The sequence below is a fragment of the Rhodoferax saidenbachensis genome, from assembly GCF_001955715.1.
In the GTDB taxonomy this organism is placed as follows: Bacteria; Pseudomonadota; Gammaproteobacteria; order Burkholderiales; family Burkholderiaceae_C; genus Allorhodoferax; species Allorhodoferax saidenbachensis.
The window spans coordinates 912,537-926,966 of the sequence record NZ_CP019239.1 but is presented as its reverse complement, the minus strand read 5'-3'; the positions used below and the strand labels follow the sequence as shown (position 1 = coordinate 926,966).

Below are 14,430 nucleotides of genomic sequence, written 5' to 3'. Positions count from 1 at the left end.
ACCTCAAGGAGGCCAGCACCCCGGTGGGGCGCAGGGAGCACCGCGGCCGTGGGGGTCTTCATTTGGGTTTGGCAGCCATGTTGGCGGGCGTGGTGGCCGCCTTCTTGTCGGTCACCATGTTCTCGAACTGCATGCGCACCTTCTCGGTCACGCTGAGCTTGGTATAGCGACGCTCACCTTCGCGGCTCAGTTCCTTCTGCAATGCAAACACCGATTGCGGGCGCGACAGCGGATCCAGCGACATGCACCACTCCACCACCTCGATCAGGTTGTCGGAGTACACACCACGCAAGCGCGCTAGGGCAATCGCAATACGGTCTTTTTCCAGGCGCTGCGGTGCTTCATTTGGCGGATAGCCCTGCATGCAGGCGTAAATACAGGCGCCAATCGCGTAGATATCGGTCCACGGGCCCATGGACGCATCACGCCGGTACATCTCGGGCGCGGCAAAACCGGGCGTGTACATCGGGCGGATGAAGTTGCCTTCCTTGCTCAGCACTTCACGCGCGGCACCAAAGTCGATCAATACCGATTTGTTGTCGTCGGTAATGAAGATGTTGGCCGGCTTGATGTCCAGGTGCAGCATCTTGTGCTGGTGCACGATGCGCAAGCCGCGCAGGATTTCGTCAAACAGCGAACGGATGGTGGACTCGCGGAATACCTTGCTTTGCTTCAGGTCACGCGCGGTGACGATGAAGTCCTGCAGGGCGGCGCCCTCCAGGTAGTTCATCACCATATAAACGGTCTCGTTTTCACGGAAGAAGTTCAACACGCTCACCACCGAGGGATGGGAGATTTGCGCCAGCGAACGGCCTTCTTCAAAGAAGCTCTTGAGGCCCAGTCGGTACAGCGACAGCTTTTCGGCTTGCACCTGGGGCAGCAATTCACCCGGTGCACGGGTGGCCAGAGAGGATGGCAAGTATTCCTTGACCGCAACCTGCTGCCCGTCGGGGTCCAGCGCCAGATAGACCAGTCCGAAGCCTCCTGCCGCGACCTTGCGAATGATGCGGTAGCCACCAATGGTGGTGTCCGGAGGCAGGGGGGCTGGCTTGACCTTTGACATAAATTTGGGGTTTTAAGCTCGTCTGGTGCGTCTGAACCGGGTTATTCTCGGGGCCGTTCCCATGATGCGAGAAACCGCAATGCCAGTTTACAGCATGACTGGCTATGCCAGTGCACAGCACAGCACAGCCAGCAACGCCCCCGACAGCGACGCCAAAAACCAGCCTCCCGGCCAGTTGGGGCTGGAAATCCGCTCGGTCAACAGCCGCTTCCTGGACCTGTCGTTCCGCCTGCCCGAAGACCTGCGCCAGTTCGAACCCACACTGCGCGAGCTGGTGTCGGCCAAGCTCAAACGCGGCAAGGTGGAAGTACGCGCCTCCATCGAGGTGGCCAGCAATACCAGTGTGCAAGACCCCAGCCCCAAACTGCTACAGCGGCTCAATGCGGTGCAGGACAACGTCAAGGCCTGGCTGCCCCAGGCCAGCGCTCTGAGCGTAGCCGACGTATTGCGTTTTGCCGCCGCCGAACAAACCGGCACCCGCGACTGGAGCGCCAGCGTCATGCCACTGGCGGAGAAAGCCCTCAAGGAACTGATGGCAGCCCGCCAGCGCGAAGGCGGCAAGTTATCCACCATGCTGCTGGAACGCCTGAGCCAATTGCGCACGCTGGCCCTGCAGGCCGTGCCGCTGGTGCCGCAACTGGTGGCACAGCAGCGCCAGCGCTTTCTGGACCGATGGAAAGAGGCCATGGCCCTGACCGATGGCAGCACCCTGCCTGAGGCAGCGCAGGACCGGGCACTCACCGAAGCCACCGCGTTTGCCATCCGCATTGATGTGGCCGAAGAAATCACACGTCTGAACTCCCACCTGGACGAAATCGAGCGCCTGATCAAAAAAGGCGGAGAGATCGGCAAACGCCTGGATTTCCTGATCCAGGAACTGCACCGCGAGGCCAACACCATGGGATCGAAGTCCGCGGCGCTGGAGTTGACCCATATCTCGGTCGACATGAAGGTGCTGATCGAGCAAATGCGCGAACAGGTTCAGAACATAGAATAAGGCCCCATGTCTATGGACTATCCCGGAAACCTCTTCGTCGTTGCGGCCCCCAGCGGAGCCGGCAAGTCCAGTCTGGTCAAGGCCCTGCTGGAGCTGGACTCGCGGGTCCAGCCCTCGGTATCCCACACCACACGCGCACCACGCGGCCAGGAAAAACACGGCCGCGAGTACTTTTTCACCTCCCAGCAAGAGTTTGACGCCATGGTGGCTGCCGACGCCTTTGTCGAATGGGCCCATGTGCACAGCCAGCGCTACGGCACCTCCAAAAAAGCCATCGAAGAACGCATGGCCCAAGGCGCGGACGTGATTCTGGAAATCGACTTCCAGGGTGCCATTCAGATCAAGAACATTTTCTCCAACGCCATCTGCATCTTCATCTTGCCCCCTAGCTGGGAAGAGCTGCGGTCTCGCCTGGAGCGCCGTGGTGAAGACGCTCCCGACGTCATCGACATGCGCATGAAAAATGCCCAAGCCGAGGTATCCCACGCCGATAAATTCGACTTCGTTATAATCAATGAGTTGTTTGACCGTGCGCTTTTCGACCTGAAGGCCATTGTTCACTCCCAACGGCTCAAGTTTTCGGCGCAACGCCGCGCCCGAGCCGAAACGTTCAAAGCCTTGAACATCCCCTAGTCTTTCGGAGAATCCCATGGCCCGTATCACTGTAGAAGACTGCCTGGTGCAGATCCCCAACCGTTTCCAACTGGTGCTTGCCGCCACCTACCGTGCACGCATGCTGAGCCAGGGTCACACCCCCAAGATCGAAAGCAAAAACAAGCCTGGCGTGACCGCGCTGCGCGAAATCGCCGCAGGAAAAATCGGCATTGAAATGCTTAAGAAGGTCCCGCTCTAAGCAACGGGACTTCCGATAAAAGCACCGCAAGCGGTGCTTTTTTTTCGCCCCGGCAACCAAGGTTTCTGCCGCGCGCTACATTTACGGCATGGGTACCCCGCTTCCACTCACACTACCAGACACCGCCGCCCTGAATGCTGCGGCTGCCAGCTTTGCGGGTTTGACAGCCAAACTGGACTATTTGTCCCCCACCGACGCAGAACAAGTCCGCCTGGCGTATCGGTTTGCCGACGAAGCCCATTTGGGCCAGTTGCGCAACAACGGCGAGCCCTATATCACCCACCCGATCGCCGTTGCCAGTCAATGCGCTGAATGGAAACTCGACGCGCAGGCCCTGATGGCCGCCCTGCTGCACGACGCACTGGAAGACTGCGGTGTCACAAAAACCGAGCTCATCGAAAAGTTTGGCTCCCCCGTGGCAGAGTTGGTCGACGGCCTGACCAAACTGGACAAGCTGCAGTTCAACACGCGTGAGGAAAATCAGGCCGAGTCCTTCCGCAAGATGCTGCTGGCCATGGCACGCGATGTACGCGTCATCCTGATCAAGCTGGCCGACCGCTCGCACAACATGCGCACGCTGTCAGACGTGCCACGCAGCAAGTGGAGCCGCATCGCCTCTGAGACGCTGGAAATCTATGCCCCCATTGCCCACCGCTTGGGCCTGAACCAGACTTACCGCGAACTGCAGGACCTGTCATTCCAGCATCTGCGCCCCTGGCGCTATGCCATCCTGTCCAAGGCCGTAGCCAAGGCCCGCAGCCGCCGCCGCGACCTGATCCAGAAGGTGCAAAAGGAAGTCGAAGCCACGTTTGCGGACGCAAAGATGCCGGTGCGTATTGCCGGGCGCGAGAAGACGCTGTATTCCATCTACAAGAAGATGACCAGCAAACACCTGAGTTTTGCCCAGGTGACCGATATTTACGGATTTCGGGTGTTAGTGCCTACTGTCGTGGATTGTTATACCGCGCTGGGCATGCTGCACCAACTCTACAAGCCGGTACCGGGCAAGTTCAAGGACCATATTGCCATCGCCAAGCTCAACGGCTACCAGTCGCTGCACACCACGCTGGTCGGCCCGTCGGGCGTGAATGTGGAATTCCAGATGCGCACTGAAGCCATGCACATCGTGGCGGAGTCGGGTGTGGCCGCGCACTGGCTGTACAAGGTCAATAACCCCGGCGATGCGGGAAGCGACCGCCTGGGGACCAAATGGCTGCAATCCCTGCTGGACATCCAGGACGAAACCCGCGACGCCGCCGAATTCTGGGACCACGTCAAGGTCGACCTGTTTCCCGATGCCGTCTATGTGTTCACGCCCAAGAGCCAGATCATGGCGCTGCCGCGCGGCGCCACCGTGGTCGACTTTGCCTACGCCATTCACAGCAACGTGGGCGATCGCACCATGGCGGCCCGCATCAATGGCGAGCAGGTCCCGCTGCGTACCGAGCTTAAAAATGGCGATGTGGTGGAAGTGGTCACCGCACCGGTATCGACCCCCAACCCTGCATGGCTGGGCTTTGTGCGCACGGGCCGGGCCCGCTCCAAGATCCGCCACCACCTCAAGACACTGGCGCAAACCGAATCCGAAGGGCTGGGCGGCAAGCTGTTGACGCAGGCCCTGCGCTCCGAAGGTATTGAACGCTTTCCGGACGACGATCCCGCCTACGCCCCTATCTGGGACAAGCTGTTGCGCTTTACCGGCAATAAAAACCGGCAGGAACTGCTCACCGACATTGGCCTGGGCAAACGCATCGCCAACATTGTGGCCAAGCGCTTAGTCAACCTGCTGACAGAAGCTGGCGAGCGCCCTGACGCACTACTGCTGACCCGCGAGCGCTTCACGGCACACGAGTCGCCTTCTTTGGGCTCCATTACGCTGGATGGCAGCGAGAACGCTTCGGTGCAGTTTGCCCAATGCTGTCGCCCGATTCCAGGCGACGAGATCGTGGGCTACTTAGGCCGCGGCGAAGGTCTGGTGGTGCACGTGCATGACTGCGCGATTGCCAAAAAACTGCAACACAAGGACAGTGAGCGTTTCATTGGTGTGGACTGGGCGGACGAACCAGTGCGGGCCTTTGAGGTCAATCTGATTGCGACCGTCAACAACGGCAAGGGCGTGCTGGCCAAAGTGGCGGCGGCGCTGGCGGCCGCAGAGGCCGACATCATCCACATCGACATGGGCCAGGAGGCGGCACAGGACGCCACCGATTTGCGTTTTATCGTTGCAGTCCGCGATACGGCACACATGGAAGTGGCCCTGCGCAACCTGCGGCGTACAGCATCGGTACTGCGCGCCGAGCGCAACAAGGGCGCTAGCCCCGGCTAAGCGGGCTTGGGGTAGCTGACTTTCAGCACCTCGATATCGCCCACGCGATCTGGCATCACCAGTTTGAGTTCGTCCCCCTCGCGGGCCTTAAGCAAGGTTCTGGCAATGGGCGAAATCCAGCTCACTTCCCCCTGCGCGCTATTGGCTTCGTCGATTCCCTTGATGGTGACCGTACGCTCCAGCCCCGTTTCATCCACATAGGTCACGGTCGCCCCGAAGAAAATCTGCTCGTTTCCGTAATGAATGGCAGGGTCGGTGATTTCGGCAATTTCCAGGCGTTTGGTCAAAAAACGGATGCGCCTGTCAATCTCGCGCAAGCGCTTCTTGCCGTAGAGGTAATCGCCGTTCTCCGAGCGGTCGCCATTGCTGGCCGCCCAGTGCACCACTTCCACCACCTTGGGCCGTTCGTTGTCGATCAGGTCCAGCAGCTCGTCGCGCAACGTGGCATAGCCCAGCGGGGTGATGTAATTTTTGCCGCCTGCGGGAAGCGCGGGCAACTGCAACTCATCGTCGTCAGTGCCGTTGTCAGACTCTTTGGTAAAGGCCTTGCTCATGATTCCGTTCAATGCAGTCCACGGCACTCCGTGGCTGATTTCATTGTATCGGTGGCCTGATTCCGGCTTGGCTATTTTGCGAATGTGTAGCCACTGCGGTCACGTTTGGCCAGATACATGGCAGTGTCCGCCGCTTTGATCAGGGCCTCGGCAGTTTCTCCGTGTTTGGGAAACAGTGCAACGCCTATGCTCAGTTGCACACGGATCTCACCCACACTGAGTTGGCACGGTACCTGAATCCGATTAACGATCTTCTGGGCCAGGTTGGCAACGGACTGCTCGTCAGTCGCCCCCATTAACAAGTACAAGAATTCGTCCCCACCAAGGCGACTGACGGTATCGTCGTCGCGCGTGTTTTCCGTCAGCCGTTCTGCAACCGTCTGCAGCACCGCGTCGCCCACGTCGTGGCCGTAGGTGTCATTGACCTGCTTGAAACCATCCAGATCCAGAAACATCACGGCCAGCGCCAGCTCGTGTCGACGGGCCTGTGCCAAGCCATGCTCCAGACGGTCATGGAACAGGGTCCGGTTTGGCAAGCCGGTCAGCGCATCGTGCAAGGCGGCATGGCGCGCCAACTGCTCCTGCTGGGTGACCAACGCAAGCTCCGCCCCCATGGCATGGCGCTCGCGGATTTCCTCTTCCAGCGCTTGTGTCACCAACGCCAGCTTGTCGGATGCGTCTTGAACCTTTTCCTCCACAGCCTGGCTTTGCACCAGCGCCTGCTGTACCTCGGGTGAATTTGCCTGCACACCTACTTCCTGCTCCAGCACAGAATTGACGGTGGACAACTCCAGCGCGCTTTGTTCCACCAACACCTGAACATGCTCCGCTTGCCCCAAGACACTGCTGAGAGACTCGCTGGGAGCCAGGCTGGGCGACGGTTGTATGGGGGGATTGTTCATGAGGATGGTATGTGGTGGGAAGTACCCACAGACTAGCTTGCGCGAGACCATCCATCTGTGCGTTGACGCACCGTCCTTCACGGAAACCCACCCGTGCGGAAGGTCGCACGCGGCGCGCTGGGCGCAGAAACGAAAAAACCCTGGAACATTGCTGTTCCAGGGTTTCACGTTTGGTGCGGCTGGCAGGAATTGAACCCACGACCCCTTGGTTCGTAGCCAAGTACTCTATCCAACTGAGCTACAGCCGCTAAGCCTCGAAGTATACCACAGGATTTTAGGGTCAGTCTAGTGACGAAGGCCGAGCAGGGCGCGCGCTTCCTGCGGGCTGGCGATAGACCGCCCCGCGCGCTGGGCGCAGGCAGCCAGTTCGGTGATCAAGGCACCATTGCCGGCCGCACGTTCGCCATTGGGCAAATAGAAGGTGTCTTCCAGACCGGTGCGCAACATGCCGCCCAGATCGGCAGTCTTTTGGTGCACGGGCCAGATTTCCTGGCGGCCAATCAGCGTGGCTTGCCACACGCTGTTGGGCACCATCCACTGTGGCAACAGTGCCAGCAGGTCAGCGTCGCAAGGCATGCCCGAGGCCACGCCCATCACCAGGTTGTATTCGGGACGGCCCATCTCGGGCTTGAGCATGCCGTTCTTCACGAACATGCCCACAGCGCGCACGATGCCCACGTCGAAGCATTCAAATTCTGGGTGGGTACCGCACTCGGCCATTACGTCCAGGAACTGCTGCACCTTGGATACGGGGTTGTCGAACACCATGGGCGGCCAGGCCCAGTTGCCGTCTTCCTTGATCTTCAGGTAATTCAGACTACCGGCATTGCAGGCAGCAATCTCCGGCTTGACCCGGCGGATGCAGGCCAGCGGGCCCGACACGTCTTTGCCCACCACACCGGTGGTCAGGTTGATGATGACACCCGGGCAGGCGGCGCGAATCGCATCCACCACCGAAGCCATGACTTCCGGGTCCCACGAGGGCATGTGACCCATGCCTTCTTCCTGGCTGCGTACATGCACGTGCATGATGGACGCGCCGGCGTTGAACGCATCACGCGCTTCGGCCGCCATTTGTGCAGGCGTGACCGGAACGGGGTGTTGCTTGGGGTTGGTGAGCACGCCGGTGAGCGCGCAGGTCAGAATTGCTTTTTCCATCATGCTTCCTTCTTGGTATTGATTTCGAGCTCGACCAGCAGTGCGCCGGACTCCACTTGGTCGCCGGCCTTGGCGTGAACGGCCTTGACCGTACCCGCGCTTTCGGCGCACAGCCACATTTCCATCTTCATGGCTTCCACACACACGAGTTGCTGGCCGTTTTCTACCGCAGCCCCTGGTGTCACCAGCACCTGCGTGACCTTGCCGGCCACCGGCGAACGGGCACGACTGGCGTCCTTCAGCGCATCGGCATTGGGGAATGCCGAGACTTCCGTGAAGACATGTGCATGGCCTGCGTAGGCAAGATGCAAATTAGCACCTGCAAACACCGCGATAGCCGTTTGCGCCACGCCATCCAGCTCCAGGCGCAACACGCCATCTTCGAAGTGAACGACCTTGGCCTGCACGCTGGCACTGTCCACCGTCACTGCCACGTTGCCATGGCGGTCGGGCTGCACGCGCACCGCGCGCACGGTATCTGCGCACTGCAGTTTGAAACCGTAGGCGGCCACGCTGTTGGAACGCCAGCTGTTGCCTTGCTGCATCGCCAATGCGACGGCAGCAACTTGCCATGCGGCATCGCTGGCTACTGGTGTTTGCAACAAAGGCTCGCCTTGCTCCAGCCAGTGGTCGATCAGCGTCGTCGTCATCTCGGCCTTGCGGAAGGCCGGGTGATCCACCAGGTCACTCAGGAAACGGCCATTGTTCTTCAAGCCCAGTAGTGGCGTGTTCGCCAGCGCTGCACGCAGGCGGCGGATCGCGTCGTCGCGGTCACGGCCATGCACGATGATTTTGGCAACCATGGGGTCGTAAAACGGAGACACCACACTGCCCTGGCGAATGCCGTCGTCCACACGAACTCCACCATGCAATGCGTTCTCTGGTTTCCACCAAACAACCGTGCCGGTCTGTGGTGCAAAGCTGCTGTAGGGGTCTTCCACATACAGGCGCGCTTCAATCGCGTGGCCGGTCAACGTGATGTCACTCTGCTTCGCAGGCAAGGGATCACCCGCAGCCACTTGCAACTGCCACTCCACAAGGTCGTAACCCGTGATGCATTCGGTCACCGGATGCTCGACCTGCAAACGCGTATTCATCTCCAGGAAGTAATGGTTGAGCTTGTCATCGACGATGAACTCCACCGTGCCCGCACCACGGTAGCCCACGGCCAGTGCGGCAGCGACGGCGTCTTTGCCCATCGCTTCGCGCATCGCGGGGCTCACCACGGGGGAAGGCGCCTCTTCAATCACCTTCTGGCGGCGACGCTGGGCGGTGCAGTCGCGCTCGCCAAGATACACCGCGTTGCCATGTGCGTCGGCGAATACCTGCATCTCGATATGGCGGCCGTTGTCGATCAGGCGCTCCAGCATCAACGTGCCGTCGCCAAACGCGCTGGTCGCCTCGCGGCGTGCGCCTTCGATGCCTTGCTGCAGTTCAGCATCGCTGCGTACCAGTCGCATGCCACGGCCGCCGCCACCGGCCACGGCTTTCACCAGCAGCGGATAGCCGAGCTTCTTGGCCTCGGCCGTCAAGGCTGCATCGCTTTGGTCCGCACCCAGATAACCGGGCGCGCAGGGCACGCCCGCTTCCAGCATGCGCTTCTTGGCCAGCGCCTTGTCGCCCATGGCGGTAATGGCGCTGGGAGGTGGCCCGATAAAGACGACACCGGCGTCCACACAGGCTTGTGCAAAGGCGGCGTTCTCGCTCAAGAAACCGTAGCCAGGGTGCAGTGCGTCGGCGCCGGTCTTGCGCGCAGCGTCGAGGATGGCGCCGAACTTCAGGTACGACTCGGATGCAGGCGAGGCGCCAATGTGCACGGCTTCATCGGCCAGCGCGACGTGCGGCGCATCGCGGTCGGCGTCGCTGTAGACGGCCACGGTTTGGTAACCGAGCTTGCGTGCAGTACGAATCACCCTGCAGGCGATTTCTCCGCGGTTGGCGATCAGGATTTTTGAGAATGTCATGGCAAAGCCCACTGTGGTTTGCGTTTCTGAATAAATGCGGTCATGCCTTCCAGACCTTCGGGGCCCATGGCAGCGCGGGAGAAAATGGCGGCGGCGTCCTGTACCAGACTCTGTGGTGTCTCCAGCCGTGCACGTGCCATCAAGGCCTTGGTCGCAGCCAATGCGCCGGGTGCGCAGGCCAGGATGTCGGCCAGCACGCGGTCCAGCACGGTTTGCACGGTAGCAGTGCCGGTGACTTCATGCACCAAGCCAAGGTGCAAAGCTGCAGCAGCGTCAAGACGACCACCGGTGACCGCCAGGCGCTTCGCCTGCGAATAGCCCAGGCGTTCGACGAGGAACGGCGCAATCTGTGCGGGCACCACGCCCAAAGAGGTCTCGGGCAAACGGAAGCTTGCGGTCTCCGTGGCAATTGCCACATCAGCCACACAGGCCAGGCCAAAACCACCGCCCATGACTGTGCCTTCGAGTACGGCGACAACAGCCAGCGGTGTGTTCGCATAGGCCACACACAGCGCGCCGAACTCAGCGTTTACCTTCGCAATCGGGTCTTCGGCGCCATCCGCCTTCTGCATGGTTTGCATACGCGCCGCAGCCATGTCTTTCAGATCACCGCCAGCGCAGAAGTGCCCGCCCGCACCGCGCAACACCACCACGCGCACGGCATCCGGTTGACCCGCAGTGGCTTCCGCCGCCTGCAGCACCTGGCACAACTCCCCCACCATCTGCAACGACATAGCATTGCGCGCTTCAGGACGATTCAAGGTAATTTGCAGCGTATCCCCCGTCTGTTCTGCGCAGACAGCTACTAAATTCATAGCAATAGTCATTGCTGTTTTCCGGGCAAAGTGCCTTCGAGCTTGCAGATGATGCCCAGCATGATCTCGTCGGCGCCGCCGCCAATGGAAATCAACCTGCCATCGCGAAAGGCTTGCGAGATCGGGTTGTCGGCCGTGTAACCCATGCCACCCCAGTACTGCAGGCAGGTATCGGCCACTTCGCGGGAGAGGCGCCCGGCTTTGAGCTTGGCCATGGACGCCAGCTTGGTCACATCTTTGCCGCCCACGTATTGCTCCACCGCACGGTAGGTCAGCGCGCGCAGCGCTTCCACTTCGGTGCGCAGCTCTGCCAGGCGGAAGTGCACGACCTGGTTGTTGAGGATGGGCTGGCCAAAAGTCTTGCGCTGGCGCGTGTAATCAATGGTCTGGTCGATCAGATTGTCCAGCGAACGCAGCGAACCGGCGGCACCGTACAGGCGCTCTTCCTGGAACTGCAGCATCTGGAACATGAAGCCCGCGCCCTCTTGCCCAATCAGATTTTTCTGCGGCACACGCACGTTGTCAAAGAACAGTTGGGCGGTGTCGCTGCTGTGCATGCCGATTTTTTCGATCTTTTGGCGCGTGACGCCGGGGCTGTCCAGCCGCACCATGATCAGCGACTTGTTCTTGTGCACGGCGCCTTCGCTGGTGTTGACCAGCAGGCAGCACCAGTCGGCTTGCATGCCGTTGGTGATCCACATCTTGGAGCCGTTGATCAGGTAGTCGCCGCCGTCTTTGGTGGCGGTGGTCTTGAGCGCAGCCACGTCAGAGCCTCCACCCACTTCGCTCACACCAATACAGCCCACCATGTCACCTGCAATGGCTGGTGCCAGGAATTCGTGGCGCAGCTCATCGGAGCCAAAGCGTGCCAGCGCCGGGGTGCACATATCGGTCTGCACGCCAATGGCCATAGGTACACCGCCCACGTTGCAGTCACCCAGCGCTTCTGCCGCCACCATGGAGTAGCTGAAGTCCAGCCCCATGCCGCCAAACTCGGTGGGGTACTTGATGCCCAACAGGCCCAGGTCGCCCATCTTCTTGAACAGCTTGTGTGCGGGGAACTGGCCGGCCTTTTCCCACTCGGCGGTGAAGGGGTTGATCTCGTTGGCGACGAACTTGCGCACCGTGTCGGATATCTGCGTGTGCTCAGGGGTGAATTTCATTTTTGTCTGCTCGGGTTAATGTTTTTTGGAGGGTGTGATTTACATGCGGGCCACACCAAAGGTGTTGGGGCGCAAAGTGCGTTTCTCGGCTTCATCGGCCAGGGCCAGGCACAGGCCCAGAATGCGGCGCGTATCGCGCGGATCGATGATGCCGTCGTCCCACAGGCGGGCCGTGCCAAACAGCGCGGCCGATTCCTTGTCCAGCCGCTGGCGCAGGCCGTCGGACATGGCTTGCAATGCTTCGTCATTGGCCACTTGCCCCATGCGTTCCAGTTTGGCGCGATTGACAATGTCCATCACCTTGGCCGCTTGCGCGCCGCCCATCACGGCCGTGCGTGCGCTGGGCCAGGCGAAGATGAAGCGCGGATCAAAACCGCGACCGCACATGCCGTAGTTGCCCGCACCGTAAGAACCGCCCAGGATGAAGGTGAACTTGGGCACACGTGCATTGGCCACCGCTTGGATCATCTTGGAGCCGTGTTTGATGGCGCCACCGCGCTCGGCCGCAGAGCCCACCATATAGCCCGTGGTGTTTTGCAAGAAGACCAGCGGCGTGCCGCTCTGGTCGCACAACTGGATGAACTGCGCCGCTTTGGTGGAGCCGCTGGGCTGGATGGGGCCGTTGTTGCCCAGAATGCCGACCAGTTGGCCCTGCACACGCGCATGGCCACACATCATCTCAGGTGCGTAGCTGGCCTTGAACTCCAAAAAGTCCGAGCCATCCACCAGCCGTGCAATCACTTCACGCACGTCATACGGCTCGCGCTCGTCGGCGGGGACTATGCCCATCAGTTCCTGTTCGTCAAACAGCGGCTCGGCAAAGGGGGTTACGGCCGGTGCAGCGTCCCACTTGAGTTTGTCCATGACCTCGCGCGCCATGGCAATCGCGTGGGCGTCGTCTTCGGTCAGGTACTCGCCCAGGCCGGTGACCTGCGCATGCGTTTCGGCGCCGCCCAGTTCATCGTCGGTGCAGTCTTCGCCAATCGCGGCTTTCACCAGCGGCGGGCCGGCCAGGTAAATGCTGGAACGCCCGCGCACCAAAATCACATAGTCCGACAGGCCTGGCAGATAGGCACCGCCCGCCGTGCTGGAGCCATGCACCACGGCAATCTGCGGAATGCCTGAGGCCGACATGCGCGCCTGGTTGGCAAAGCTGCGCCCGCCTTCGATAAAAATTTCGCTCTGGTACATCAGGTTGGCGCCACCGCTTTCCACCAGGGAAATGATGGGCAACTTGTTCTCTTGCGCGATCTGCTGAATACGCAAGCCCTTCTTCAGGCCCATGGGCGCCACGGTGCCGCCCTTGACCGCGCTGTCGTTCACCGACACCACGCAACGCTTGCCCGCCACCACGCCAATGCCAACGATGGAACCGCCGCCCAGCACCGACTTCTTGCCGTCGTCGTCGTGCATATTCAGGCCGGCCAGGCGGCTGATTTCGAGGAACGGTGTGCCGCGGTCCAACAGGCGCGCCACACGTTCCCGTGGCAACAGTTGTTTGCGCTTTTCGAACTTGTCGCGTTTGGATTCGGACTCGGCAATTACCAGTCCCTCCAGGCGCTGCACCTCGGCCAGCAGGCCTTCCATGCGCTGGGCATTGGCGGCGAACGCGTCGGAGCGGGGATTGATCTTGGAACGGATGGCAGGCATGGCGATACGGGTCCTCTGCAGAATATGACGCATTAGATGCTACGGTTACGTTAACGTCAACTAGTTACCCTATAGGTGTTTATACTAGTCTTAACGTGACGTAAGGCTGCTAGCATCCGGCACGTAGCTTTGACTACCCACTAACTGAACCCCAAGGAAAAACACCATGTCCCTCGATACCATTACCCAAGCCATCCGCACCAAAGTCGGTGCAGACAGCGGCCTGAACGCCAGCGTCAAGTTCGACTGCGGCGCAGACGGTGTGGTGTTTGTGGATGGCAAGTCCACCCCCAACACCGTGACCAACGACAACACCGACGCAGATTGCACCGTGGGCATCACCATGGACAACCTGCAAGCCATGCTGGACGGCGACCTGGACCCTGCCACTGGCTTCATGGCTGGCAAGCTCAAGGTGTCTGGCGACATGAGCGTGGCCATGCGCCTGCAGCGCGTCATCTAAAGCGTGCACTGAAATGGGCAAATCAGACGCGCAGGCCTTCGTCGACTCGCACCGCGACGAAGGCACCTCCGAGCTGTTCGGCATCACCGAGCTGTGCCGCGAGTTCGGCATCACCCTGCGCGCCTTGCGTTTTTACGAAGACAAGGGCCTGTTGGCGCCACGGCGCATCAACGGTGCCCGTGTCTACACGCGGCGTGACCGCGCCCGCCTGTCACTCATCCTGCGCGCCAAGGCGATTGGTTCGCCGCTGTCCGAGATCAAGCGTTACCTGGACCTGTATGGCGACCAGGGCGAAGGCCGGGCGCAGCAGCTCACCTACGTCATTGAGCGCACCGACCAGGAAATTGCCGAGCTGGAGAAAAAGCGCGCCCACATCGACGCCACCCTGGCCGAGCTGCGCGTGATCAACACCACCTGCCGCAAACACCTGGACGAGCGCAAGCGCAGCAAGAAAATTTAGGCAAAATCGGGCCCTAGCCCTCATGGGTATTGCGCAATCAGCTATCAATAGTGAAGCACTCT

Annotated in this window: 14 protein-coding genes and 1 tRNA gene; 6 read left to right on the top strand and 9 right to left on the bottom strand. The window is 60.7% G+C overall.

Translation table 11 applies throughout. The features are described 5' to 3' along the window. Positions 1 to 58: 58 nt before the first annotated feature. A complete protein-coding gene (locus tag RS694_RS04455; protein WP_029705541.1) occupies positions 59 to 1,063 on the bottom strand; it encodes a serine/threonine protein kinase in 1,005 nt (334 codons plus the stop codon). A gap of 79 nt (positions 1,064 to 1,142) precedes the next feature. Between RS694_RS04455 and RS694_RS04450 the strand changes: the two genes are divergently transcribed. The 4 genes from RS694_RS04450 to RS694_RS04435 all read left to right on the top strand — a co-directional run bounded on the left by RS694_RS04450 (position 1,143) and on the right by RS694_RS04435 (position 5,239). Further along, a complete protein-coding gene (locus RS694_RS04450; RefSeq protein ID WP_076069388.1) occupies positions 1,143 to 2,060 on the top strand; it encodes a YicC/YloC family endoribonuclease in 918 nt (305 codons plus the stop codon). Positions 2,061 to 2,072: 12 nt separating this feature from the next. Next, entirely contained in the window at positions 2,073 to 2,693 is a 621-nt protein-coding gene (gene gmk / locus RS694_RS04445) for a guanylate kinase (protein ID WP_029709662.1), read from the top strand. 16 nt (positions 2,694 to 2,709) lie between these two features. Continuing rightward, entirely contained in the window at positions 2,710 to 2,913 is a 204-nt protein-coding gene (rpoZ, locus tag RS694_RS04440; RefSeq protein ID WP_029709661.1) for a DNA-directed RNA polymerase subunit omega, read from the top strand. 88 nt (positions 2,914 to 3,001) lie between these two features. Further along, on the top strand, positions 3,002 to 5,239 hold the full coding sequence (locus RS694_RS04435; protein WP_037248558.1) for a RelA/SpoT family protein: 2,238 nt from the start codon (positions 3,002 to 3,004) through the stop codon (positions 5,237 to 5,239). Here the strand turns inward: RS694_RS04435 and greB are convergent. The 8 genes from greB to RS694_RS04395 form a co-directional block, all read right to left on the bottom strand. Continuing rightward, positions 5,236 to 5,793 (bottom strand): transcription elongation factor GreB, encoded by a 558-nt coding sequence (gene greB, locus RS694_RS04430; RefSeq protein WP_029709659.1) that lies wholly within the window; start codon positions 5,791 to 5,793, stop codon positions 5,236 to 5,238. The genes RS694_RS04435 and greB overlap by 4 nt on opposite strands. A 71-nt stretch (positions 5,794 to 5,864) precedes the next feature. After that, positions 5,865 to 6,695, bottom strand: coding sequence for a GGDEF domain-containing protein (locus tag RS694_RS04425; protein ID WP_051392164.1), 831 nt, complete (start codon positions 6,693 to 6,695; stop codon positions 5,865 to 5,867). A 171-nt stretch (positions 6,696 to 6,866) separates the two neighbouring features. Then, positions 6,867 to 6,943 (bottom strand) — tRNA-Arg (locus RS694_RS04420). A gap of 37 nt (positions 6,944 to 6,980) precedes the next feature. Continuing rightward, on the bottom strand, positions 6,981 to 7,856 hold the full coding sequence (locus tag RS694_RS04415) for a beta-keto acid cleavage family enzyme (protein ID WP_029709657.1): 876 nt from the start codon (positions 7,854 to 7,856) through the stop codon (positions 6,981 to 6,983). Next, on the bottom strand, positions 7,853 to 9,817 hold the full coding sequence (locus RS694_RS04410; protein WP_029709656.1) for an acetyl-CoA carboxylase biotin carboxylase subunit: 1,965 nt from the start codon (positions 9,815 to 9,817) through the stop codon (positions 7,853 to 7,855). Before RS694_RS04410 ends, RS694_RS04415 begins: the two co-directional genes overlap by 4 nt. Next, the gene (locus RS694_RS04405) at positions 9,814 to 10,632 is read right to left on the bottom strand and encodes an enoyl-CoA hydratase/isomerase family protein (RefSeq protein ID WP_029709655.1); all 819 of its coding nucleotides are present in this window, start codon (positions 10,630 to 10,632) and stop codon (positions 9,814 to 9,816) included. The genes RS694_RS04410 and RS694_RS04405 overlap by 4 nt, the downstream gene beginning before the upstream one ends. Before the next feature lie 8 nt (positions 10,633 to 10,640). Then, entirely contained in the window at positions 10,641 to 11,795 is a 1,155-nt protein-coding gene (locus RS694_RS04400; RefSeq protein WP_029709654.1) for an acyl-CoA dehydrogenase family protein, read from the bottom strand. Between the two features lie 39 nt (positions 11,796 to 11,834). Further along, entirely contained in the window at positions 11,835 to 13,445 is a 1,611-nt protein-coding gene (locus RS694_RS04395) for an acyl-CoA carboxylase subunit beta (RefSeq protein ID WP_029709653.1), read from the bottom strand. A gap of 166 nt (positions 13,446 to 13,611) precedes the next feature. Here RS694_RS04395 and RS694_RS04390 point away from each other — a divergent pair, with 166 nt between their 5' ends. Together RS694_RS04390 and RS694_RS04385 are read left to right on the top strand one after the other, a co-directional pair. Further along, a complete protein-coding gene (locus RS694_RS04390; protein WP_029709652.1) occupies positions 13,612 to 13,908 on the top strand; it encodes an SCP2 sterol-binding domain-containing protein in 297 nt (98 codons plus the stop codon). Between the two features lie 13 nt (positions 13,909 to 13,921). Then, the gene (locus tag RS694_RS04385) at positions 13,922 to 14,368 is read left to right on the top strand and encodes a MerR family transcriptional regulator (protein ID WP_076069385.1); all 447 of its coding nucleotides are present in this window, start codon (positions 13,922 to 13,924) and stop codon (positions 14,366 to 14,368) included. The last annotated feature ends 62 nt before the right edge of the window (positions 14,369 to 14,430 follow it).